The 19,406-nt window shown below is 60.3% G+C and carries 18 protein-coding genes; 12 read left to right on the top strand and 6 right to left on the bottom strand.

The genetic code is table 11. The annotated features are described in order from the left end of the window. Window positions 1-4 precede the first annotated feature (4 nt). Complete coding sequence (locus tag D3878_RS15015; protein ID WP_119786225.1) at window positions 5-1,432, bottom strand: FAD-binding oxidoreductase; 1,428 nt, start codon at window positions 1,430-1,432, stop codon at window positions 5-7. A gap of 253 nt (window positions 1,433-1,685) precedes the next feature. On the opposite strand from D3878_RS15015, the gene hemE reads away from it, so the two are divergent. Together hemE and D3878_RS15005 are read left to right on the top strand one after the other, a co-directional pair. Further along, window positions 1,686-2,768 (top strand): uroporphyrinogen decarboxylase, encoded by a 1,083-nt coding sequence (gene hemE, locus D3878_RS15010; RefSeq protein ID WP_119787921.1) that lies wholly within the window; start codon window positions 1,686-1,688, stop codon window positions 2,766-2,768. 680 nt (window positions 2,769-3,448) lie between these two features. Beyond that, on the top strand, window positions 3,449-5,593 hold the full coding sequence (locus D3878_RS15005; protein ID WP_119786224.1) for a primosomal protein N': 2,145 nt from the start codon (window positions 3,449-3,451) through the stop codon (window positions 5,591-5,593). A gap of 9 nt (window positions 5,594-5,602) precedes the next feature. Here D3878_RS15005 and D3878_RS15000 read toward each other — a convergent pair whose 3' ends face one another. Together D3878_RS15000 and D3878_RS14995 are read right to left on the bottom strand one after the other, a co-directional pair. Further along, complete coding sequence (locus D3878_RS15000) at window positions 5,603-6,160, bottom strand: hypothetical protein (protein ID WP_119787920.1); 558 nt, start codon at window positions 6,158-6,160, stop codon at window positions 5,603-5,605. A gap of 80 nt (window positions 6,161-6,240) precedes the next feature. After that, window positions 6,241-6,723, bottom strand: a complete 483-nt coding sequence (locus D3878_RS14995) for an SRPBCC family protein (protein WP_119786223.1) — start codon at window positions 6,721-6,723, stop codon at window positions 6,241-6,243. Window positions 6,724-6,960: 237 nt separating this feature from the next. On the opposite strand from D3878_RS14995, the gene D3878_RS24655 reads away from it, so the two are divergent. After that, window positions 6,961-7,752 (top strand): CAP domain-containing protein, encoded by a 792-nt coding sequence (locus tag D3878_RS24655; protein ID WP_274381912.1) that lies wholly within the window; start codon window positions 6,961-6,963, stop codon window positions 7,750-7,752. Here the strand turns inward: D3878_RS24655 and D3878_RS14980 are convergent. Next, window positions 7,745-9,658: a WG repeat-containing protein gene (locus D3878_RS14980; RefSeq protein ID WP_158592281.1), complete on the bottom strand. Its 1,914-nt coding sequence runs from the start codon at window positions 9,656-9,658 to the stop codon at window positions 7,745-7,747. The two genes, D3878_RS24655 and D3878_RS14980, sit on opposite strands and share 8 nt — an antisense overlap. Before the next feature lie 257 nt (window positions 9,659-9,915). Between D3878_RS14980 and D3878_RS14975 the strand changes: the two genes are divergently transcribed. The 6 genes from D3878_RS14975 to D3878_RS14945 all read left to right on the top strand — a co-directional run bounded on the left by D3878_RS14975 (window position 9,916) and on the right by D3878_RS14945 (window position 15,093). Continuing rightward, entirely contained in the window at window positions 9,916-10,362 is a 447-nt protein-coding gene (locus tag D3878_RS14975; protein WP_119786219.1) for a hypothetical protein, read from the top strand. A gap of 109 nt (window positions 10,363-10,471) precedes the next feature. Further along, window positions 10,472-12,520 (top strand): UvrD-helicase domain-containing protein, encoded by a 2,049-nt coding sequence (locus D3878_RS14970; protein WP_119786218.1) that lies wholly within the window; start codon window positions 10,472-10,474, stop codon window positions 12,518-12,520. Window positions 12,521-12,676: 156 nt separating this feature from the next. Beyond that, window positions 12,677-13,606: a hypothetical protein gene (locus D3878_RS14965; protein WP_199688172.1), complete on the top strand. Its 930-nt coding sequence runs from the start codon at window positions 12,677-12,679 to the stop codon at window positions 13,604-13,606. A 206-nt stretch (window positions 13,607-13,812) separates the two neighbouring features. Continuing rightward, entirely contained in the window at window positions 13,813-14,226 is a 414-nt protein-coding gene (locus D3878_RS14955) for a YidB family protein (RefSeq protein ID WP_119786216.1), read from the top strand. 176 nt (window positions 14,227-14,402) lie between these two features. Continuing rightward, entirely contained in the window at window positions 14,403-14,879 is a 477-nt protein-coding gene (locus D3878_RS23845) for a hypothetical protein (protein ID WP_158592280.1), read from the top strand. Window positions 14,880-14,901: 22 nt separating this feature from the next. Next, window positions 14,902-15,093: a DUF1289 domain-containing protein gene (locus D3878_RS14945; RefSeq protein ID WP_119786215.1), complete on the top strand. Its 192-nt coding sequence runs from the start codon at window positions 14,902-14,904 to the stop codon at window positions 15,091-15,093. 2 nt (window positions 15,094-15,095) lie between these two features. Here the strand turns inward: D3878_RS14945 and D3878_RS14940 are convergent, their stop codons facing one another. Beyond that, window positions 15,096-16,187, bottom strand: coding sequence for a GGDEF domain-containing protein (locus D3878_RS14940; RefSeq protein ID WP_119786214.1), 1,092 nt, complete (start codon window positions 16,185-16,187; stop codon window positions 15,096-15,098). A 215-nt stretch (window positions 16,188-16,402) separates the two neighbouring features. Here D3878_RS14940 and D3878_RS14935 point away from each other — a divergent pair, with 215 nt between their 5' ends. From D3878_RS14935 to D3878_RS14925, 3 genes are all read left to right on the top strand, one after another. Beyond that, on the top strand, window positions 16,403-17,320 hold the full coding sequence (locus D3878_RS14935) for an alpha/beta hydrolase (protein ID WP_119786213.1): 918 nt from the start codon (window positions 16,403-16,405) through the stop codon (window positions 17,318-17,320). 193 nt (window positions 17,321-17,513) lie between these two features. Next, complete coding sequence (locus tag D3878_RS14930; RefSeq protein ID WP_119786212.1) at window positions 17,514-18,218, top strand: alpha/beta fold hydrolase; 705 nt, start codon at window positions 17,514-17,516, stop codon at window positions 18,216-18,218. A gap of 172 nt (window positions 18,219-18,390) precedes the next feature. After that, window positions 18,391-18,993: a DUF2059 domain-containing protein gene (locus D3878_RS14925; RefSeq protein WP_158592279.1), complete on the top strand. Its 603-nt coding sequence runs from the start codon at window positions 18,391-18,393 to the stop codon at window positions 18,991-18,993. A gap of 83 nt (window positions 18,994-19,076) precedes the next feature. On the opposite strand, the gene D3878_RS14920 is transcribed toward D3878_RS14925, so the two are convergent. Further along, window positions 19,077-19,334: a hypothetical protein gene (locus D3878_RS14920; RefSeq protein ID WP_119786210.1), complete on the bottom strand. Its 258-nt coding sequence runs from the start codon at window positions 19,332-19,334 to the stop codon at window positions 19,077-19,079. Window positions 19,335-19,406 lie beyond the last annotated feature (72 nt).

Genomic DNA, 19,406 nt, shown 5'->3' with positions numbered 1-19,406 from the left:
CCGATCATAAATACTTGCTCCACAGCTCGTTCGAAAATTTGTTCTTCGGATCTACGGCGTTTTTTAATCTATGAAGTTGCTCGGCCTCTGGATAAGCACGATTGAATTGTTGCTTTGTCGCGTGCAACTGATAGGGAAGGTAATATCTGCCTTCGTTTTCCAATGCCAGGCCAATCAGTTCACGCGTCCAGTCACCGACCGCCTCCCGTGCTTTGCGATAGGTCCGCTGTTTATAGTACAAAACAAAGGAAAAAACCGCTTCTTTCGCCCATGGCAACATCGATACCTCATCCGCAGGCGAGTGCCTGATTGATACGTTCAGTGCTTCAACATTGCGTCGTTGCAAAACCTTTGTCATCGCCCTTGAAAACGCAACGAAATTACGCAGCGGGATGAAGTATTCCTGAAGAACGTATGTCGATATGCTTCGCGTCCGGGGCTCTAGCTCAGCAGCATCCAGGCTGGCTTCATGATTACGCCACTTCACAACAGGCTTGTTTAAAAGCATTGGGCGTATCACGCTGTCCTGTAATTTTTCTGCGTGCGGTAATTCGGTCAGTGCCCAAATCATGTTTTGCTCGGTACTGTAAAGCTGCCCAGTTGGGACCAACCTTGTGGTTTCCGTTAGCGGCTTGGCTGTTGTCCTCCAGGTGACGGACAGAGGGGTATCAAATAATGGCGGTATGAGGTCGGCATTGTGCATCACACTGGCGCGATCAGATTCAATATTTTTCTTGAAGAAGTCGGGATACTGCGCAAGCGGGACGCGCTGTACAACCCGCTCCATGCGAACATTTTCCGCAAGATCCAGTTCAACTTCAGTAACAACGCCTACTGCCCCATATCCACCGATAGCCGCCCGGAACAAGTCCTTGTTCTGGTCAGCATTGGCTTCGATGATTGACCCGTCCGCCAATACTACTTGAAGTGCCCTGATTGAATTGCAGATCGGGCCGTTGCCAACATAACGCCCATGCGCATTTACTGATACTGACCCGCCAACGGTAAAATTGGCGTAACTTTGCATTGTTTGTACCGAGAGATTGTGCGGATCGATAATGTCTTGCAGGCCGCGCCAACGCATCCCTGCTTGCACCCTGATGCAGCGTGCTTCAGGTTTGAACCAAATCAAACCGTTCATTGCCCGCATATCGAGGTGCAAGCCACCCGAAATGCCAGTCTGGCCTCCCATACTGTAACGTCCCCCGCCGATGGCCACGCTACCTGGCCAGCTGCGCACGGACTCTGACACTTTCCTGGTGCTGGAAGGCTGGATAATTCGCGCGACAATAACGGAGTACAACCCTGTTACATTGGGTACCAGCAGTTCAACTGCGCTAACTGGACCGACCGTTCCGATCGAAAGAAAACCGATGCCTGCGAGCGCAAGAAACAGAAAAGTTCGACGTGGTACTGGCGTTGGTTCGCTCATACTGGAATGTGATGGCTCTCGGGATCGGTATTAGTCCAGTCAGACCCGAACAACCGGGAAATACAGACAGTCACGCAATGTCGAGTTACCGCCAGTGTATGAAAACTTTATCTGTTTGGCAATAATTTCCATTGCAGCTCCCCGGCACGCCATTCCTCGCTCGTGCAATTGCCGTCACGTGGCCGCCATTTCCTCTGCAACTCCCCCTCTTGGGCGATAATAGCGGGTTACCCAATTCCGCCAGAAGATGCCCATGTCCAGTTCCTTCGCTCCCCTCAAGAACGACACCTTCCTGCGCGCCCTGCTGCGCCAGCCGACCGAATACACGCCGCTGTGGCTGATGCGCCAGGCCGGACGTTATCTGCCGGAATACAATGCCACGCGCAAGCGCGCCGGCTCCTTTCTGGGCCTGGCAAAAAATCCCGACTACGCCACTGAAGTGACGCTGCAGCCGCTGGAGCGCTTTGCGCTGGATGCGGCCATTCTGTTTTCCGATATCCTGACCGTGCCCGATGCGATGGGCCTGGGCCTGTATTTCGCCGACGGCGAAGGACCGAAATTCGAACGGCCGCTGCGCGACGAGGCGGCAGTGAAGGCGCTGCGCGTGCCGGAACCGGGCAGCCTGCAATACGTGTTCGACGCCGTCACGCAGATCCGCACGGAATTGAACGGCCGCGTGCCGCTGATCGGTTTTTCCGGCAGCCCCTGGACGCTGGCGTGCTACATGGTCGAGGGCGGCGGCTCGGCCGATTTCCGCACCATCAAGACCATGCTGTACCAGCGCCCGGACCTGCTGCACCATATCCTCAAGACCAATGCGCAGGCCGTTGCGGCTTACCTGAATGCGCAGATCGAGGCGGGCGCGCAGGCAGTCATGGTGTTCGATACCTGGGGCGGCGCGCTGGCCGACGGCGCTTACCAGGCGTTTTCGCTGGCTTACCTGCGCGAAGTGGTGGCTGGCGTCAAGCGCGAGCACAACGGCGTGCGTATCCCGAGCATCGTGTTTACCAAGGGCGGTGGCCTGTGGCTGGAGCAGATTGCCGCCATCGGCGCCGACGCCGTTGGCCTGGACTGGACCGTCAACCTGGGTCAGGCGCGTGCGCGCGTGGGGCAGCAGGTGGCATTGCAGGGCAACCTCGACCCCAACGTGCTGTTTGCCAATCCCGCGCAGATCGAAGCCGAAGTCGGCAAGCTTCTGCAATCCTTTGGTGCACCAGGAAATGGCCATGTGTTCAACCTCGGCCATGGCATTTCGCAATTCACGCCGCCGGAATCGGTGGCCGTGCTGGTCGAGGCGGTGCATGCGCAAAGTCGGGCTTTGCGTCAACAGGGCTGAAGTCATTCCAAAATGATGCAGAGAAGTACTTATTTGGGGCAGGGCGCGCAGTTATTCACAGAATGTGGGCAAATTTCCTTATGCAAAAAAATTTATTTTGAAAAATGATTTTTCTCAAAGCAATTTTCATAAGTCATTGATTTGTAAGGGAGTTGCATTTCTGTGGACGCAGGGGGAAATTGCATAAAACCCCCGTAAATAGTGGGGTTGCAGCCTGTCAAGTGCACCTTGTCCACAAAGTTATCCACAGATAATGTGGATAGATGGAAAAACCCTTATGGAATCAGGACTTAGGCTATCAGTTAAAGTATTACCTGAGCTTGGGGCCAGCCTATGACCCACCGGAATCGCTTGACGATTGGAACATTTTTTGTTCTCCACATTCGCCAAAAAACTACGGACCGTTCAACTTATTCACATACAGCCAGTGTTGCAAAGCAATATAAATTTTTTGCTGAAAATAATTTCCTGCGTCAAAGCATGGAATTTAAGTGTTTGATTTTAAAGGCAAATTTTTTTGCCCGTCGAATGAGCAGTTTATTGAAACCCGCATAAATACTGGTGCTTGCGACTGTCAAGTGGGCCTTGTCCACAAAGTTATCCACAGAAGCTGTGGATAGTTGAAAAAATGCTTATGAAACCAATGCTTAGCTTCGTTATTAAAGAGTTACATTAACTGCGTGGAACCCTGCATCCTCAAAGTCGCGTTGGATACCCCGCTTGACAGCTGTTTCGATTACCGTTGGCAATTTGCGGACGGCGAGGCATGCCTGCCGCAAGCAGGGCAATTGGCCATCGTGCCGTTTGGGCGGCGGGAAGTGGTCGGCGTCATTGTCGCCGTGGCCGGGCATAGCGAGGTACCGCCCGAAAAACTCAAGGATGCACTGGCCGTGCACGTGCAGATACCACCACTGTCGCGTGCCTGGCTCGACTTGTGCCAGTTTGCCGCTGACTATTATCACCGGCCGTTGGGCGAGGTGGCGGTGCCGGGCTTGCCGAAAAACCTGCGTACCACCAAGACCACGGCGCTGGACAAGGCCCTGAAAAAACTGCACAAGGCTGACCCGGCAAGCGTGCCGTTGCGGGCCGCCAGGGCAAGCAAGGCGCAGACGGTGGCAACCGTCGAGGATGCACCGGCGACGTCCGCGCCGAATGCGTTAGAGGGGGCGCCGGCAGTCCCGCTCGCACCGCCCCTGAATCCGGCGCAGGAGCAGGCGGTCGCGGCGATCGCCGGCGCCGCAGGCTTTGCGCCATTCCTGCTGTTTGGCGTGACCGGCAGCGGCAAGACCGAAGTGTATCTGCAGGCGGCGGCGCGCATTCTGGCGCGCGCGCAGCCGCCGGAGCCGCCGGAGATTCCACACGCACAGGTGCTGATCCTGGTGCCTGAAATTAACCTGACGCCGCAATGGCTGGCGAATGTGCAGGCACGCTTTCCACATCTGTCGATTGCGCTGCTGCACAGCGGCCTGGCCGAGGGCGAGCGGCTGGCGCACTGGCTGGCGGCGCACCATGGCCGCGCGCAGATCGTGCTGGGCACGCGCCTGGCGATCCTGGCATCGCTGCCGCACCTGAAAATGATCGTGGTCGACGAGGAACACGACCCCTCCTACAAGCAGCAGGAAGGCTTGCGCTATTCGGCACGCGACCTGGCGGTGTGGCGCGCGCATCAGCTCGCTATTCCGGTGGTGCTGGGCTCGGCCACGCCCTCGCTGGAATCCTGGCAGCATGTGCAGTCGGGCCGTTATCAAAAGCTGGAATTGCGCGAGCGCGCGGTGCCGGATGCGGTGCTGCCGCGTGTGCGCCTGATCGACATGGAGCGCGACAAGCCAACCGACGGACTGACGTCAACCCTGGTGAAAGCATTGAAGCTGCGCCTGGAGCGCGGTGAGCAATCCCTGTTGTTTTTGAACCGGCGCGGCTATGCCCCGGTGATCTCCTGCGAGTCGTGCGGCTGGGTCAGCAATTGCCCGCATTGCAGCGCTTTCATGGTGCTGCACAAGCTGGACCGGCGTTTGCGCTGTCACCACTGCAGTTGCGAGATGCGCATTCCACGCCATTGCCCGACTTGCGGCAATGTCGATGTGCAGCCGCTTGGGCGCGGCACGCAGCGGGTGGAAGAGGGCTTGCAGCAGATGTTCCCGACTGCCCGCATCCTGCGCATCGATGCCGATTCGACGCGCCTGAAGGGCAGCGCCCAGGCGGCTTTCGGCGCGGTGCACCAGGGCGAGGTGGATATCCTGGTCGGCACGCAGATGGTGGCCAAGGGCCACGACTTCCAGAACCTGACGCTGGTGGGCGTGCTGAATCCGGATACGGCGTTGTTCTCGCAGGATTACCGCGCCGCCGAGCGGCTGTTTGCGCAATTGATGCAGGTGGCCGGGCGCGCCGGGCGACAGGCGCAAAAGGCAGCGGGCAGTCCGAGCGAGGTGTGGATCCAGACCCGCTATCCGCAGCATCCGCTGTATGGCGCGCTGATGGCGCACGATTACGAGCGCTTTGCGCTGGGCCAGCTGGAAGAACGGGGCCAGGCAGCCTTGCCGCCCTTTATCTACCAGGCCTTGCTGCGGGCCGAGGCGCGCGAGTTGCCGATGGCGCTGGAATTCCTGCATGCGTCCAGCCAGATCTTGGAACATCAGGCCATTACTATCCACGATCCGATTCCGATGGCGATGACGCGGGTGGCCAATGTCGAGCGCGGACAACTGCTCATCGAGTCGGGTTCGCGCCCGGCATTGCAAGCCTTTTTGAACGCCTGGCTACCGTTGCTGCGGGAGATCAAGCCGCGCGTCAAATGGTCGCTGGAAGTCGATCCGGTCGATATCTAGAAACGATAGCTAGTGCATGTCCACCAGGCTGGGTGGTTGCAGCGGATTGAAATCTTCCCAGTCGCCGTTGGCAATGGTGCCTTGCGCGCGTTCGATATCCTGGGCATGAAGCGCACGCAGCAGGCGGATGGCGCGGTCTTCCGCGTCCGGGTCGTCGGCCAGGATCGCCAGCAGCATGCCGGAACGGCGATACGGCAAACCGGCGGTGTTGCCGCTGCCGCCGTCATCGTCCATTTCGGACAGCGAACCGGCGAGGTCGCCGATATGTGCACCTACCATGGCGCCGACCAGGGGACCGACCGGGCCAAGCACTGGAATGCCTGCAGTACCAAGCGCTGCGCCGACGACGCCGCCAGCCACGCCGCCCTGGGCCAGACCATGCCGGCTGTGCTCGGCGCCAGGCGATTCGATTTCATCGCCGCCCACGGGGGTGAGGTCATGCTGCCCCGGCGGGTTGACGTAGAAGCTGGTGACTTGCTCCTCGGAAAATCCGGCGCGCAGGAGTTCCGCGCGTGCTTCTTCCACCCCGGCTTGCTGGTCGAAGCGACCGGCAATGATAGTGCTCATGGCAAGCTCCTCGAATAACAAGCGATGCTTGTTCAATAAGAGTCGCCGCGGCGCAATTAGTTCGGCAGGCAGACGTCCGCTCAGCTTGGCAAGCGATCGAGCCGGCCTTCCTGTGCCAGCGCGCGGATGGTGGCGATGGTGTCCAGATCGGCTTCGTGATAAGCCGAGCGGCGGAATTCATTGTAGAACTCATCCATCGTGCCGCTGACCTCCGGCGTACCTTCCTCATAGTCGAAGCGGACGAAAAACGCTTCCGGCTGCGGCTCTTCGATACGCATCGTCAGGCGCGCGGCGGCAATCTCGCCTTGGGCCGGCACTTCATACAAGACTTCGTGCTGCGGGCTGAAACTGACCTGGTCGCGGATGACGAGGCTGCCATAACGCAATTCGCGCGAGAAGCCGCTGGCCGTCCGTTCGAGGATAGTGCATTGGTCCAGATGCGGCATGAACAGGGTCGGCGCTTCGGCACGCAAGACCAGGCCGCGCCAAAGCTGTTCCCGCGTCAAAAATTCGGCCAGGGGGTTGCGCGGATCGTTGATTTCAATCAGGTGGTGGAAATTCATGGAATGCGCTCGGAGGAACGGATAGAAAAGGCGGATAGAACAAGTAGATGGCACAAGTGTAATGCAATCGGCAGCGGGGTGGCAGCGGCATAAAAACGATTGCCTTTCGGAACTTGTTCATCCTTGGCAATGTCAGTGTCATGGGTCCGGCGTCTTTCGACATTGTTTCTGATGGCAAAGGCCCATGCATGCCATACAGGCAATAACACTATTCATATTTGTTCAGGGAGACCAATCTTGAAACGTAATACCTGTGCCCTCGCCCTGATGGGCGCCTTGTGTGCCACCGGCGCCAGCCAAGCCACCGCCGCCAGCTTCAGCTGGGCCGATTTCGCCAGCTATTTCAGCAGCTACTCGAATCGCACCACCACGACGGCCGCCGCCACCACGACGACCAGGCCGACCACGACAACCACCCGGCTGGCCACCACCACGACCCTGGCGGCGACCACCACCACCGCGAAGGTAACGACAAGCACTGCAAGGGCGACGACGACCACTGCAAGGGCGACCACCACCACTGCGGCGACCACCACCACCGTGGCTGGCACCACCACCACCACGCTGGGGGCAGGCGCGGCGCTGCCGGCGGCGCAAACCTGTGGCCTGGCCAATTTCCAGCAAGAGCTGCTCGACCGTATCAACCAGATCCGCGCTACCGCCCGCGCCTGCGGATCGCTGTCCTACGCGGCAGCGCCGCCGGTAAAGTGGAACGACAAGTTGTTCAATGCCGCCGCCGGCCATTCGGCGGATATGGCCGCGAAAAACTATTTCTCGCACACCAGCCAGGATGGCCGCAGCTTCAGCCAGCGCATCACCAATGCCGGCTATGGCTGGCGCGCCGCCGGCGAAAACATCGCCGCCGGCCAGACCAGCGTGGCGCAGGTCATGACGGCCTGGGTCAACAGTCCCGGTCATTGCGCCAACCTGATGAGCAAGAACTTCACCGAGGTCGGCGTGGCATGCGTGAAGAATGACGCTTCCAGCTACCGCAATTACTGGACCATGAACCTGGCCCAGCCTAGGTGACCTGGGTGGCGCCGCGCGCAGCCAGCGCTACCTGCAGGTCATGCGCTTCGCGGTAGATGAAAGGCGCGACGATATTGCCGTACAGGGTGAAGCAGCCCCACAGGCCGAATTCGTCGCGCGCCGTGACCATGCCGCGCTGCGGGTAGGAGAGGCGCTCGAAGCGCGGCGGGATGATTTCGCGCCCGCCGCTATCCACCAGGCCGTAGCGCAAGGGGCCGTCGAAGCGGCGCCCGATGCGCGCCACGCCCCGCTTGAAGGGGCCGGCTTCCTGGTAATGGTCGGGCGTGACCGCAATGCCGCAGGTATCGATATAGCGCCAGCCACGTTCTGTGCGCACCGGCGCGAGTCCTTCGCTGAAGGGTTTTGCTTCAAGATAGCGTTGTGCGATTGCCCAGTTGCCGCGGCGATCGATGTAGCCGTAGCGGTGCCCGGCCGCAGATTGCGCAAGCGGGCGGCTGGCCGGCCGCTTGCCCCGACTTAAGGCGTGCAGGCGCTCCATGAGCGCCCGTGCGCGCCAGCGCCAGCCTGGCGCTGGCGGCGGCGCGCTTGCCACTGCCAGGCCATGGTGGAATTCGCCGGCGGCGTCGAAGCGCGGCGCGATCATCCAGTGACCGCGGCGGTCGATGTAGCCGTAGCATGACGGCGCAGCGACGTCGGCGACCGCGGCCAGCCCTTCGGAAAAGCATTCGGCGGCGGCAAAGCGGAAATCGATCAGGGTTTCGCCATGCAAGCCGACATAGCCATGGCGCAGCCCCTGGCCATCCTGCGCGCTGGCGCGCAGCAGGCCGGCATCGTGCGCGCCGTAGGCGATTGCCGCGAAGTCCTGCAAGCCGCATTGCCTTCCCAGTGCATCGACCAGCACCTGCCGCAGCGGGGCGGCGCCGGCATCCGTGCTCGCTTCACGGGCAATGAAAACCGCGCGTTCGCCGGCGAATGCGTGCTCAGCCAGTAGCAGTGGCCGCTCGCAATAGCCGGCCAGCAGTTCGCCGGATAGCGACAGGTAGCCATGTTGGCCGTCGAGGATGGCGCGCAAGGCCTCGTTGCCGACGTCGTGCGTCAGTGCAGTGAAGCGCGGCGCAATCACTTCCTGGCCGTCGCGGTCGAGCGCGCCCCACAGGCCATCGCTCCTGACCAGCAGCAGCTCCTGGCAGCAGTCGACCGCATCTTCATACAGGAAGGGCACCACCACGTTGCCGCCGGCGTCGATGTAACCGACCTTGCCATGCCGTGTCGCGACCGCCAGGCCGTGGCGCAGCGGCGCCACTTTCTCGAAGGCCGGCGGCACCAGGATCTCGCCGCTGCCATTCATCAGGCCACATAAGGGAGTTTTGCCGCAGGTGGTGAAAACAATGGATTCCTCGGCGCCGGCGTTGCTGCCGCAGTCTTCCCACAGCACGATGCGCCGTCCGCGCACGTCGACATAGGCCGGCAGGGCCGGTGCGGCCGTGCCCCCAATCGCGCCAACCGGGCCGATGGCGACGGTGGCCACGCCGCGCGGCAGCCGGCCGTGGCGCTGCAGCGCCTGCTTGATCAATATCACCACATGGCGAATCACGCTGCGATGGAAACTGTCGCGCGCGTCGCGGATCGCCAGCGTGCCGAGCGGCCAGTCTGCCACCTTGAATTTGTAGAACGGCCGCTGCCAGGGCTGGCTGCTGGCATAGTCGGACGCGACCCGCTGCACCAGCGCTTCGGCTTCGTCCTGCCCGAAAAATACCCCCTCGACCTGGTCCGGCGTGCCCAGCTTGTCATGGGTATAGGCGATATACAGCGCGCGCCAGGCCCAGCGCGGGTCGTTGAAGACGGTTTCCCAGGCGGCGCCCAGAAGCAGGGCATGGCCCAGCGCCAGCAGCAATTCCTGTGCGGGCACCTCGTCGTGGCTGCCGTCTACCGCAGGCTTTTCCATGGGTCGGACCATATCTGTGTTTGTCAGGCTTTTCGAAATTGCAAATAAAAAAGTCGGATATTTCGGGTTTTCTCCCATATTTATGGGATGCGCACCATCGCAGTGCGGCGCTACCATCTGCAACAGGCTATTTCCCGAATTCTAGTCAGCAACGGCCCAGGACGTTCTGCACACAATCAAGGCATGGATGGGAAGCGCCGGAATATCGCAAAGGCTTGCGCCTGATGGCAGGCACGGACACAATCGAGGGGCGTAACATGACAGCAATCGACTTTTCCAAATCCGTCAAATCCGCACTGGCACAGCGCGCCGCGTATATTTGCGCCAACCCCGATTGCCGCTGCCTGACCCTCACCCTGGCGGGAGACGACGTCAGCAAGGTGGCTTACCGCGGCCGCGCGGTGGCGGTCTGCGGCGCCGATGGCGGTCCGCGCCATGATGCCGGCATGAATGGCAATCAGCGCAAGGCGATCGATAACGCGATTTTCCTGTGCACCAAATGCGCCGAGATCACCAGTCGCAACAAAGGGGCGCATTACCCGGCCACCGTTTTGCGCGACTGGAAGGAACAGCACAAGCGCTGGGTCCGTGCCAATCTGAACCTGCGCCAGGAAGAGCCGGTGCAGCTGCGCCTGGTGCGGGCTGCAGCCTTGCGTATTGACAACACCGCTTCTGCTTCCGTCCCGCTCAAGCGCCACAAATAGCCAGTCTTCGCCGGTTTTCTGCCCGGCTGCGGCATTTATTTTTCATGCGGGCAAATCGGCGGCGGCGCACTGCTACAATGATGCGCTGCTCTTTCTTCCGGTTTGTCGCATGTCCAATCCCCCTTCTTTCGGCTTGAATGCTCCGCAAAGCGAAGCGGTCAAGTATCTTGACGGCCCTTGCCTGGTGCTGGCTGGCGCCGGTTCCGGCAAGACGCGCGTGATTACGCAAAAGATCACGCACCTGATCGAGGACCGCGGTTATGACCCCCGCAACATCGCTGCGCTGACCTTTACCAACAAGGCCGCCACCGAGATGCAGGAGCGCCTGGCCAAGCAGTTGAAGGAGCCGCGCCATGCCAAGCAACTGACGGTGTCCACGTTCCACTCGCTGGGCGTGAATATCCTGCGCCGCGAATCCAGGGAGCTGGGACTGAAGGACCGCTTCTCCATCATGGACAGCGACGACTGTTTTTCGCTGGTGCAGGACCTGGCGATCACCACCGACAAGCAGGAAGTGCGGCGCATCCAGACCGCCATGTCATTGTGGAAAAATGGCCTGGTGAGCCCCGACGACGCCATCAAGAATGCCGTCACCGAAGAAGAAGCCCAGGCCGGACGCATTTATCGCAGCTATGTCGGCACGCTGGCGGCCTACCAGGCGGTGGATTTCGACGACCTGATCCGCCTGCCGGTGGAACTGTTCAGGACCAATGAAGCGGTGCGCGACCGCTGGCAACGGAAATTGCGTTACCTGCTGGTGGATGAGTATCAGGATACCAATACCTGCCAGTATGAATTAGTCAAGCTGCTGGTGACCGGCGTCGGCAAGAAGCCCCTGTTTACCGCGGTGGGCGACGACGACCAGGCGATCTACGCCTGGCGCGGCGCCACCATCGAAAACCTGAAAACCCTGCAAGTCGATTTCCCCGACCTCAGGGTGATCAAGCTGGAACAGAATTACCGTTCCACTACCCGCATCCTGCAGGCAGCCAATGCGGTCATCGGCAACAACCCGAAATTGTTCGAGAAATCGCTGTGGTCCGAACATGGCCTGGGCGATCCGATCAAGGTGATGGCCATGCAGGACGACGACCAGGAAGCCGAGCAGGTGGCGATCATGCTGTCGGCGCACAAGTTCGAACGGCGCGCCAAGTTTTCCGACTACGCCATTCTCTACCGCGGCAACCATCAGGCGCGCATCATTGAACAGGCGCTGCGCAAGGAACGCATTCCTTACACGATCTCCGGCGGCCAGAGCTTTTTCGACCGCGCCGAGATCAAGGACATCATCAGCTATCTGCGCCTGGTCGCCAATGGCGACGACGACCCGGCCTTCATCCGCGCCGTCACCACGCCCAAGCGCGGCGTTGGCCAGTCGACGCTGGAAGCACTGGGCTCCTTCGCAGGCCAGTGGCAATGCTCGCTGTTCGAGGCCGTGTTCAAGGGTGGCATCGAAGCCAAGCTGGCCGATCGTCAACTGCACCCTTTGCGTGAATTCTGCAACTTCATCAACCAGCTGGAAGCGCGGGCGTCAAAGCGCGGTGAAAACGCCGCCGAGCTGCTGGACGACATGATGAAGGAGATCAATTACGAAGGCTACCTGTATGACGCCTTCGACGACCGCGCGGCGCAAAGCAAGTGGCAGAACGTGCTCGACTTCACCAACTGGCTGAAGGAAAAAGGCAAGGGCGGCAGGGATGGCACCGGTGAAGAAAAAAGCCTGCTGGAGCTGACGCAGATGGTGGCGCTGATGAGCATGCTCGAAGGCCGCGACGAGGAACCGGATGCGGTGCGCATGTCGACCCTGCACGCTTCCAAGGGACTGGAATATCCGCACGTGTTCCTGGTCGGCGTGGAAGAAGGCATCCTGCCGCACAAGGGTGACCCGGATGCGCCGATCGAAACGCTGGGCGCGCGCATCGAGGAAGAGCGGCGCCTGATGTACGTCGGGATCACGCGGGCGCAACGCACCCTGCATATCAGCTGGTGCAAGAAAAGGAAGCGCGCACGTGAAACGGTCAATTGCGATGCCTCGCGTTTCATCAAGGAGATGAAGCTGGACGAGGGCGATGCGGTGCCGACGGAAGAGGAAGTGATCACGCCGCAGAACCGGCTGGCGAATCTGAAGGCGCTGTTACAGAAGCCGAAGGTGGCGTAGCCTTTTGCATCGACGTCTGACGGCGGGCAGGCGGATTGCTGGACCCGGCAGAGCTGCAAAGCTCACAAAGCGCGCACGTAATGTAGGCATGTTGAGGCGATTCTCAAGAGAGAGCCTGATAGGTATTTGGAAGTAATTATTTTATTGCAACTCGTATTGCAATTCGATCAATTGCTGGGTAATGTTGGCGCGATGAAACTCAAGGCTCTCCTGACACGCCACCGCGCCGACCTGGCCCTGTTGATTGGCAATGGCATCAATCGCTACGGCGCCAGGGCCAACGACAATTCCTGGGATGCGCTGCTGACCGAGCTGGCGCAAAAATACCTGGATCCCGTGCACAAGAAACTGCCGGACGGCATATCCATGACGGAGTTCTACGACGTGCTCGAGTTGGCGTGTTCCCGTGGCGCCGGCGAGGCCAGCCTGCAAACGCAGTTCTGCGAGCTGATGGCCGGCTGGCGCCCCCAGGCGCAGCACGAACGGATCGTGCGCTGGGCGCAGCAGCATGAGATCCCGGTGCTGACCACCAATTTTGAAAGCACCCTGGGGGATGCCATTGGCTGCCGGCTCCAGCGCATACCCAACGACAAGTTCACGGCTTTTTATCCCTGGGAGCGCTATTACGGCACGCGGGCCGGCGTCGATCCCTGCCGCGAATTCGCAGTGTGGCACATCAACGGCATGCAATGCTACCGGCAAAGCATCCGTCTTGGCCTGACCCATTACATGGGCGCCGTCGAGCGCGCCCGGGCCTGGCTGCACAAAGGGCCGGCACGGCTGTCTGCTGGTGGCGATATGCAGGCCTGGCCGGGCGCAGTGACCTGGCTGCAGGTCGTGTTTCACAAGCCGCTGCTGATCTTCGGACTGGCGCTGGCCGAGAACGAAGTGTTCCTGCGCTGGTTATTGATCGAACGGGCCAAGTATTACCGCAAGTTCCCCGAGCGCAGGCAGGCCGCCTGGTATGTCCACGGCGCTGCCGACAAGGATGCGGGGAAGCTTTACTTTCTCAAGGCGGTCGGCGTGGAGCCTGTGGCGGCGGCTGACTATGATGAAATCTACGGGCCGGCAACCTGGAACCAGTAGGGAAAACATCGTGGCGCATGCTCTGCCATTTTTTCTTCCCCGTCATGCAAGGTCAGCGCAACCGTCGCCCGCGTAAGGTGTTGCCGGTCCGGCATATGGCTATAATCGATGACGGCATAAGCGGGCAGCCTGCCCGCTGCCTTGCGGTTCGCGATGCTGTCAGCGATTGCCGGCGTCGCGTTGTGCATTTTATAAGGGAGCAAATCATGGGTCTATTCGATTCGATCGCCGGCCAGTTGGGTGGCATGATCCCGGGTGCCGGCAATGGCGACAGCCAGGGCGGCTTGCTGGAAGCGGGGATGTCCCTGCTGAACAGCCAGGGTGGCTTGCAGGGCCTGATCCAGACGTTCCAGGAGCATGGTCTGGGCGATACGGTGGCTTCCTGGATTGGCACCGGCAGCAACTTGCCGATTTCCGCGGACCAAATCCAGTCCGTGCTGGGCAGCGAGCAGGTGCAGGCGATCGCCCAGAAGCTGGGCTTGTCCACGGCCGAGGCTTCCGGCAGCCTGGCAACCATGCTGCCGCAGCTGATAGACCGGCTGACGCCCGACGGCCAGCTGCCCGAAGGCGGCGGCATGCTGGAACAGGGATTGAACTTGCTCAAGGGTTTGGGGCGATAGGCGCGCCCTAGAAGTAACTGAATGAAACTTTCCGTGCTTTTCGCCATCAGACCGTAGATAATTTACTTGAAGAAAGCCGTCAGCCCTGCGCGATGCGCAGGCGGGCGGTTTGCCCCGATAGCGGGTCCGACTTAGCCAAGTACGGCCATGATTAACATAATGACAGGTGAGCAAGCATGCAAAAAATGATCAAACCTGCAGTCATCCTGATGCTGGCGCTGGCCGGCACGGTTGCCCATGCTTCGGATGTGAATTTCGGCGTCAGCGTCGGCGGGCAAGTTGCACCCGGCGTGTATGGGCAGGTAAATGTCGGCAACGCGCGGCCTGCGCTGGTGTATGCGCAGCCGATGGTCATCATGCAGCCGGCGCGGCCGATGCAGCCGATCTACATGAATGTGCCGCCCGGCCACGCAAAAAAATGGGGCAAGCATTGCCACCGCTATAATGCCTGTAACCGGCCGGTGTATTTCGTCAAGACGGCGGAATACGGCGGCGATCACCGCCGCGGCGACCGGCATGAGCATCGCGACTATCGCGGCGATGACCGTCACGATCATCACGACCGTCACGACCGTCACGACCGTCACGACCGTCACGATGAGCACGCGCGCGAACATGGGCATGGCAACAAGCACAAGAACAAACACGACTGAGCCATGCCAGTATCAGGAAGTAATGGCGCCGCCGCCTAAAAATCGCCCGGATACGCCCTGCGTGGCGGTGTGTTCCACCCTGTTCGACGATGTCTGCCGTGGTTGCGGACGCACCGCGACGGAAGTCTCGCACTGGGTCACCATGTCCGCAGCGGAAAAGGATGCAGTGTGGATCAGGATTACCCGCGAAGGCTATCCGAAGCGGCAGGGCTGAAATCAGGCCGTTGCCAGTTCGGCCACCGCGCGATTCTTGCCGGTCTGCTTGGCGTGATAGAGCTTGCGGTCGGCTTGCTGGATAAAGTGGTCGACGCTGTCCTGGCAAAGAACTGTGTGCAGGCCGAAGCTCATGGTCAGGCGGTGCGCGCCATCGGCCGGGCGAAAGTCGACGGCGGCAATCGCCGCGCGCAGCTTCTCGGCCACTTCCAGGGCAATGTCGGCGCCGGTTTCCGGCAATAGCACCAGAAATTCCTCGCCGCCCCAGCGGCATACCACATCATGCTGGCGCAGATTGGCGCGCAAGGCCTGGGCGATGGCGCACAAGGCTTCGTCGCCGGCCTGGTGGCCATAGCGGTCATTGATCTGTTTGAAATCATCGACATCCCCATACAGGATCGCGTACGGGCGCTGGTGCCGCCGATAGCGGCTGTTTTCCGCCTCCAGCCGCTCAAGCATGTAGCGGCGGTTGGGCAGGTCGGTGAGGACGTCGGTCTGCGAGAGCCGGTCGATTTGCGCGCTGACGCGGATCAGTTCCGCCTGGCTCCTGGCGCGCGCGAACTCGTGCAGCCAGGTAAACAGAATCAGTGCCAGAAAGGTGGCGGTGTAGCGGACCTTGAAAGCGGTCGAGTAGGGCGCGACCTCGATGAAGGACGGTGGTGCCAGGAACAGCAGGAGAGCAATGCACAACATTGCCACGATGATTGCCAGGCCGAGCCGCGCGCGCAGGATCGACAGCGCCACGGCGACCATCGGATACCCCCACAGCGGCCCGGTGTGATCGACGCCGCCGGTGATAGTCAGAAAAACGAACAGCGCCAGCAAGCCATACGCGAAGCCGTAACTCGCCCAGTCGGGATTGCGGGTGACGCGCAACAGCAGGATGTTGCCGAGGGTGATGCAGCCATGGATCAGGGAAAACCAGGCCAGCGTGTAGCGGTCTTCCAACAGGTTGGCGATGCCGAAGCCGAACAGGAAGACGCTGGCGACGCCGTTGCCGAGATAGACGAGCAGAGTCCGTCGACGCGCCTCGATCGTTTCATAGCGCAGGCGCAGTGTGTCACCGCCAATCGCTGTCTTCGCCTGGTCTGACATGTCAGTCCTTGATCTATTTAATGCAATTTATATACCAAAAGTAATATTGCTGTAAATTAAAAAATTCCAAGGTGTCGTTGTTACACCTTGTTCCTGTCATGAACGCTGATGAATTTCACATCTTATTCACTGTCAATGTATTTAACAAACGGTTGCGTGATAGAAAATCCCTGCATCACGACGGGTTTTTTCAACATGGCAACAAAGGGGACTTGATGGACCGGTTACATCAGCGCGCGGCGTCGCAAGCCGCAATTCATTCATATGCAGGCTGGTGGCGTTGCTGCCTGCCGCTGCTGCTGGTCATCCTGTTGGCCTGGCAGAGCGCCTCTGCCGGCGTCCTGCCGGCCGGCGTCACAGTGCGCCGGAACATTGCCTACGGCAGCGATCCGCAACAGCGCTTCGACCTTTATCTGCCGCCGCAAGCGCAAGATGCCCCGGTCCTGTTCATGGTGCATGGCGGCGGCTGGCGGCGCGGCGACAAGGCGATGGCCGCCGCCGTGGACAACAAAGTGGCGCACTGGGTGCCGCAGGGCGTGATCCTGATTTCGGCCAACTACCGCATGCTGTCCGATGCGCCGCCGCTGGAACAGGCAAGGGATGTGGCGCGCGCGCTGGCTACAGCGCAAGCCCAGGCAGCGTCCTGGGGCGGTGCGCGCGGCAAGTTCGTCCTCATGGGACATTCGGCCGGCGCCCACCTGGTGGCGCTGCTGGCATCCACCCCGAGCCTGTTGCGCAACGCCGGCGCCGCACCGGTGCTGGGCACCATCGCGCTCGACAGCGCGGCGTACGACATCGAAAAAATCATGCGTGCGCGGCATCCGCGCCTGTACGACCAGGCCTTCGGCGCAGATCCGCAGGAATGGGCCGCGGCCTCACCTTACCGCCAGCTCGACGGCGCCATCCAACCCATGTTGGCGGTCTGTTCGGCCAGGCGCAAGGACGCCTGCCCGCAAGCGCGGCATTTCGCCGCCAAGGCGGAATCCCTGGGGGGCCGCGCGCAGGTGCTGGCGCTGGATATGTCGCATCGGGACATCAACCTGCTATTGGGCCGGAAAGCCGACTATACGCGCCAGGTCGACGAATTTCTGCGCATGCTCGACCCACAGCTGGCGAGCATGCTACTACCCTGAGGCAGATTGCTGCGACGCAGCAATCTGCCTTTGGCGCCGCCCGCGCTATCCCCTCCCCGAACGGATAGTGGCATCCGACCCTGCTTGCCATTACATTGCTTCCATGCCGACGATGTCAGTGCCGCCTTGAGCGGGACGGCAATCAGAAAAAAACGGCGCCCCCCTAAAAAATAACAAGCACTTAGGAGACATCATGAAATCAGTTTTTTCGCTTTCCCGTTTACTCGCCGCCGTCGCCCTGACGGTCACCGCCTTTTCCGCCCAGGCCGCCTGCCTCGACAATGTCGTGCTGGTGCATGGCAATATGGCTTACCCATCGAGCTGGAATAGCACCGTCAGCACCCTGAAGAGTCGCGGCTATGTCGATTCCCAGCTGTACCGTCCAAGCTGGGGTTCGAAAACCAATGCCGGCAGCAACAGCCATGACAGCACCAATACCGGCGTCGTCAAATCCGCCCTGCAATCGGCGCTGGCGGCTTCCTGCACCGGCAAGATCGATGTCATCGGCCATTCCATGGGCGTGACCCTGGCGATGAAGGCAATCAATGAGCTGGGGTATTCCGCCAAGGTCAATAGCTTCATTGGCGTGGCCGGTGCCCAGCACGGCTTGAATTCCTGCGGCGTCTATCCATACAACGTCTGGTCCGCCACCTGCGGCTCGGCCGGCCTGTCGATCAACAGCCCGCTGATCAAATCCGTGCGCAACAAGCGTTACGGCACCAAGATGTATTCAATCAAGAGCTGGATGGATGAACTGGTCTGTATTGGCAGCTGCCTGGTGTACGGCTCGCATACCAGCAACATCGACATGCAAAACGCCAGCTACGACTATGCGCTGGGCCATCTCGGCCTGCAAGCCTACACCAGCAGCAAGCAAGCCGACCTGATCATGAATTGATCCGTACGCAACAGGTCGTTGCTGCGGCACCAGGTTTCTCCGGTTCCATCGCGACATTTCCCGTTTTCCCCAAGGCATTCCCGGATGCCCTGGGGATTTTTTATTTTGTGACGGCTTTAGGATATGCTTCGCCTATGCGGTAAAGTTTCCACCTTATTGAATGCGGATATCCATGAAACTGCTCAGACTTTGTTCCCTGTTTTTTCTGCTGGCCGCCGGCCAGGCCTGGGCTCAGGCGCAAGACGCCAACCCGGCAAAGGAATACGCGACAACCCACCTGGCCGCCGCCGAGCGCGTGATTTATGCCATGGCCTTGCCCGAGCGGTTCATTCTCCCGACCAGGCAATTGTTGAAGAACAGTCTGGAAAAAGATCCGGAAAACGCCCCATTGATGTCGGCCACGATGGAACCCTATCTGGAAAAGCAATATACCGCCAAGCAATTAAAGCGCTATTTCGCCAGCCAGTTCGACGAGGCGACCTGCAAGCAGATCGCGGCGTTCTGGGAGGGGCCGGTCGGCAAGAAGCTGGTAAAGACGCAGGTGCAGATGCTCACCGCCGGCGAGGCGTCGCAACTGGTATTTACCCCAAAGGAAAAAGCCCTCATGAAGCGCTTTGACGCTACCAAGGCGGGCCAGGCTTTCCTGGAAGCGATGCCGCAAATCGAAGAAACCTTTGCCGAATACATGAAGAACACGCAAATGCGCATGCGCGAGCAGTTCATGCTCAATCTGGACAAGAAATTGCGCCAGGAGCCGCCAAAGCCCTCGGCCTGAATTGCGCTACCAAGCCCGACAGGTTGGCGTGTGCACAGAGGACTGCGTCAGCCCGTTGTTTAATCGGGACGGCTCATTTACGCTCATTTACGCTTATGTAGCTGCAGTTCGAACGCCGCATCGTTGCGGCTGACTTTGACCTGCTTTTGGGGGCCGATGCGGTTAACCCAGACGACGAATTCTTCCTGGGTCAGCTCCTCGCTGATCCGTTCCGCGGCACCATCCGCACCGACGCGCAGCAGGTAAAAAAAGCCGCTTGCCGTCATCCCCATCGAATAGCGGTGCTCGGGATCGCGCGTATTGAGCCGGGTAACGGCGGCGCTGGCTTTGGTCGATCGCATGAAAAATCCGGCTGGAGTGCAACAAAGAAGTGTCTAGTCTAGCCGGATTCCCGGCAGCCGGTTGCCGAAGCC

Source organism: Noviherbaspirillum sedimenti (assembly GCF_003590835.1).
Classification (GTDB): Bacteria; Pseudomonadota; Gammaproteobacteria; order Burkholderiales; family Burkholderiaceae_D; genus Paucimonas; species Paucimonas sedimenti.
This window is presented reverse-complemented; position numbering and strand designations above follow the sequence as displayed.

Coding starts and splice junctions, on each gene's coding strand:
- D3878_RS15015 (WP_119786225.1), bottom strand. CDS start 1,432: ATGAGCGAACCAACGCCAGTACCACGTCGAACTTTTCTGTTTCTTGCG.
- hemE (WP_119787921.1), top strand. CDS start 1,686: ATGTCCAGTTCCTTCGCTCCCCTCAAGAACGACACCTTCCTGCGCGCC.
- D3878_RS15000 (WP_119787920.1), bottom strand. CDS start 6,160: ATGAGCACTATCATTGCCGGTCGCTTCGACCAGCAAGCCGGGGTGGAA.
- D3878_RS14995 (WP_119786223.1), bottom strand. CDS start 6,723: ATGAATTTCCACCACCTGATTGAAATCAACGATCCGCGCAACCCCCTG.
- D3878_RS14980 (WP_158592281.1), bottom strand. CDS start 9,658: ATGGAAAAGCCTGCGGTAGACGGCAGCCACGACGAGGTGCCCGCACAG.
- D3878_RS14975 (WP_119786219.1), top strand. CDS start 9,916: ATGACAGCAATCGACTTTTCCAAATCCGTCAAATCCGCACTGGCACAG.
- D3878_RS14970 (WP_119786218.1), top strand. CDS start 10,472: ATGTCCAATCCCCCTTCTTTCGGCTTGAATGCTCCGCAAAGCGAAGCG.
- D3878_RS14955 (WP_119786216.1), top strand. CDS start 13,813: ATGGGTCTATTCGATTCGATCGCCGGCCAGTTGGGTGGCATGATCCCG.
- D3878_RS23845 (WP_158592280.1), top strand. CDS start 14,403: ATGCAAAAAATGATCAAACCTGCAGTCATCCTGATGCTGGCGCTGGCC.
- D3878_RS14945 (WP_119786215.1), top strand. CDS start 14,902: ATGGCGCCGCCGCCTAAAAATCGCCCGGATACGCCCTGCGTGGCGGTG.
- D3878_RS14940 (WP_119786214.1), bottom strand. CDS start 16,187: ATGTCAGACCAGGCGAAGACAGCGATTGGCGGTGACACACTGCGCCTG.
- D3878_RS14935 (WP_119786213.1), top strand. CDS start 16,403: ATGGACCGGTTACATCAGCGCGCGGCGTCGCAAGCCGCAATTCATTCA.
- D3878_RS14930 (WP_119786212.1), top strand. CDS start 17,514: ATGAAATCAGTTTTTTCGCTTTCCCGTTTACTCGCCGCCGTCGCCCTG.
- D3878_RS14925 (WP_158592279.1), top strand. CDS start 18,391: ATGAAACTGCTCAGACTTTGTTCCCTGTTTTTTCTGCTGGCCGCCGGC.
- D3878_RS14920 (WP_119786210.1), bottom strand. CDS start 19,334: ATGCGATCGACCAAAGCCAGCGCCGCCGTTACCCGGCTCAATACGCGC.